This is a genomic window from Streptosporangium sp. NPDC006007 (assembly GCF_040614315.1).
Lineage (GTDB): Bacteria > Actinomycetota > Actinomycetes > Streptosporangiales > Streptosporangiaceae > Streptosporangium.
The window spans coordinates 1,730-5,049 of sequence record NZ_JBEXUG010000084.1; the positions used below are offsets into that span (position 1 = coordinate 1,730).

The 3,320-nt window shown below is 57.3% G+C and carries 1 rRNA gene; it reads left to right on the forward strand.

From position 1 onward, the window contains the following. Positions 1 to 187 precede the first annotated feature (187 nt). Positions 188 to 3,320, forward strand: a 23S ribosomal RNA gene (locus ABZ194_RS30020).

Sequence of the window (3,320 nt, forward strand, 5' to 3'; positions counted from 1 at the left end):
GGGGGTTGTCGTTTGGCCTCGTGCGGGATCACGCCTGCCGTCATACCGGCTCGGTCTCCTGCTTCGCGGGTTGAGAGTGTTTTGCCTCTCTTCGTCTGCGGGTGGGTGGTTTGGGTGTTGGGTGGTGGTGTGGGTGGGGTTGCTGTTTGTTGTTTGAGATTTGCATAGTGGACGCGAGCATCTTTGTGGCCAAGTTTTTTAGGGCACACGGTGGATGCCTTGGCATCAGGAGCCGATGAAGGACGTGGGAGGCTGCGTTAAGCCCCGGGGAGTCGCCAACCAGACGTTGATCCGGGGATGTCCGAATGGGGAAACCCAGCACCAGTCATGTGGTGTTGCCTCCGCCTGAATGTATAGGGCGGTTGGTGGTAACGCGGGGAAGTGAAACATCTCAGTACCCGTAGGAAGAGAAAACAAATTAGTGATTCCGTGAGTAGTGGTGAGCGAAAGCGGATGAGGCTAAACCGTATGCGTGTGATAGCCGGCAGGCGTTGCGTGTGCGGGGTTGCGGGACCTTCCGGTGGTTTCTGCCGAGACTGCGAGCAGTGAGAAATCGATGGGGTAGCCGAAGCTTCTGGGAAGGGGCGCCGGAGACCGTGAGAGCCGGGTAGGCGAAATCCTGTCGACTGTTGGAGGGGATCCCAAGTAGCACGGGGCCCGAGAAATCCTGTGTGAATCTGCCAGGACCACCTGGTAAGCCTAAATACTCCCTGATGACCGATAGTGGACCAGTACCGTGAGGGAAAGGTGAAAAGCGCCCCGGTGAGGGGTCGTGAAATAGTACCTGAAACCGTGTGCCTACAAGCCGTAGGAGCGTGGACGCCTTCGGGTGTCTGTGATGTGACTGCGTGCCTTTTGAAGAATGAGCCTGCGAGTTATGGTGTGTGGCGAGGTTAACCCGTGTGGGGGAGCCGTAGCGAAAGCGAGTCTGAAGAGGGCGTTTTTGAGTCGCATGCTGTAGACCCGAAGCGGAGTGATCTAGGCATGGGCAGGTTGAAGCGTGGGTAAGACCGCGTGGAGGACCGAACCCACCAGGGTTGAAAACCTGGGGGATGACCTGTGTTTAGGGGTGAAAGGCCAATCAAACTCCGTGATAGCTGGTTCTCCCCGAAATGCATTTAGGTGCAGCGTTGCGTGTTTCTTGCCGGAGGTAGAGCACTGGATGGCTGATGGGCCTTACCGGGTTACTGACGTCAGCCAAACTCCGAATGCCGGTAAGTGAGAGCGTAGCAGTGAGACTGCGGGGGATAAGCTCCGTAGTCGAGAGGGAAACAGCCCAGACCACCGACTAAGGCCCCTAAGCGTGTGCTAAGTGGGAAAGGATGTGGAGTCGCAGTGACAACCAGGAGGTTGGCTTAGAAGCAGCCATCCTTGAAAGAGTGCGTAATAGCTCACTGGTCAAGTGATTCTGCGCCGACAATGTAGCGGGGCTCAAGTGCACCGCCGAAGTCGTGGCATTCACATGTGGCCTGGCGGATCTTTGGGTCTGTCTAGGTGTGTGGATGGGTAGGGGAGCGTCGTGCGGCCGGCGAAGCAGCAGAGTGATCTAGTTGTGGAGGCCGTGCGAGTGAGAATGCAGGCATGAGTAGCGAATCAGAAGTGAGAAACTTCTGCGCCGGATGACCAAGGGTTCCTGGGGCAGGCTAATCCGCCCAGGGTAAGTCGGGGCCTAAGGCGAGGCCGACAGGCGTAGTCGATGGATAACGGGTTGATATTCCCGTACCCGCTGTGATGCGCCCATATCGAATCCAGTGATACTAAGGGTCCTTAACCCGGTCTGCTCTTCGGAGTGGGTGTCAGGGTGAACGCCTGGCCTGATCTGGTAGTAGGTAAGCGATGGGGTGACGCAGGAAGGTAGCCCAGCCCAGGCGGTGGTAGTCCTGGGGTAAGCATGTAGGAGGAGGGGTAGGTAAATCCGCCTCTCATATACTCTGAGATGTGATGCCGAGCCGATTGTGGCGAAGTGGGTGATCCTATGCTGCCGAGAAAAGCCTCTAGTGAGTGTCGCGGCGGCCCGTACCCGAAACCGACTCAGGTGGTCAGGTAGAGAATACCAAGGCGATCGGGTGAACTGTGGTTAAGGAACTCGGCAAATTGCCCCCGTAACTTCGGGAGAAGGGGGGCCCTTACTGGTGATGAGCCTTTGCGCTTGGAGCTGGTGGGGGTCGCAGAGGCCAGGGGGAAGCGACTGTTTACTAAAAACACAGGTCCGTGCGAAGTCGTAAGACGATGTATACGGACTGACGCCTGCCCGGTGCTGGAACGTTAAGGGGACCGGTTAGTCGTAGTGATACGGCGACGCTGAGAACTTAAGCGCCAGTAAACGGCGGTGGTAACTATAACCATCCTAAGGTAGCGAAATTCCTTGTCGGGTAAGTTCCGACCTGCACGAATGGCGTAACGACTTCCCCGCTGTCTCAACCGCAGACCCGGCGAAATTGCAGTACGAGTAAAGATGCTCGTTACGCGCAGCAGGACGGAAAGACCCCGGGACCTTCACTATAGCTTGACATTGGCGTTTGGAGCGTCTTGTGTAGGATAGGTGGGAGACGGTGAGGCCTTCACGCTAGTGGGGGTGGAGTCATTGGTGAAATACCACTCTGGTCGTTTTGAACGTCTAACCTCGGTCCGTGATCCGGATCAGGGACAGTGTCTGGTGGGTAGTTTAACTGGGGCGGTTGCCTCCTAAAGAGTAACGGAGGCGCCCAAAGGTTCCCTCAGCCTGGTTGGTAATCAGGTGTTGAGTGTAAGTGCACAAGGGGGCTTGACTGTGAGACCGACGGGTCGAGCAGGAGCGAAAGCTGGGACTAGTGATCCGGCGGTGGCATGTGGAAGCGCCGTCGCTCAACGGCTAAAAGGTACCCCGGGGATAACAGGCTGATCTTCCCCAAGAGTCCATATCGACGGGATGGTTTGGCACCTCGATGTCGGCTCGTCGCATCCTGGGGCTGGAGTAGGTCCCAAGGGTTGGGCTGTTCGCCCATTAAAGCGGTACGCGAGCTGGGTTTAGAACGTCGCGAGACAGTTCGGTCCCTATCCGCTGCGCGCGCAGGAGACTTGAAAGGGGCTGTCCCTAGTACGAGAGGACCGGGACGGACGAACCTCTGGTGTGCCAGTTGTTCCGCCAGGAGCACGGCTGGTTGGCTACGTTCGGGAGGGATAACCGCTGAAAGCATCTAAGCGGGAAGCCTGCCTTGAGATGAGGTCTCCCACCACGTTTGTGGGTAAGGCTCCCGGTAGATGACCGGGTTGATAGGCCGGAGGTGGAAGCATGGTAACGTGTGGAGCTGACCGGTACTAATAGGCCGAGGACTTGACCA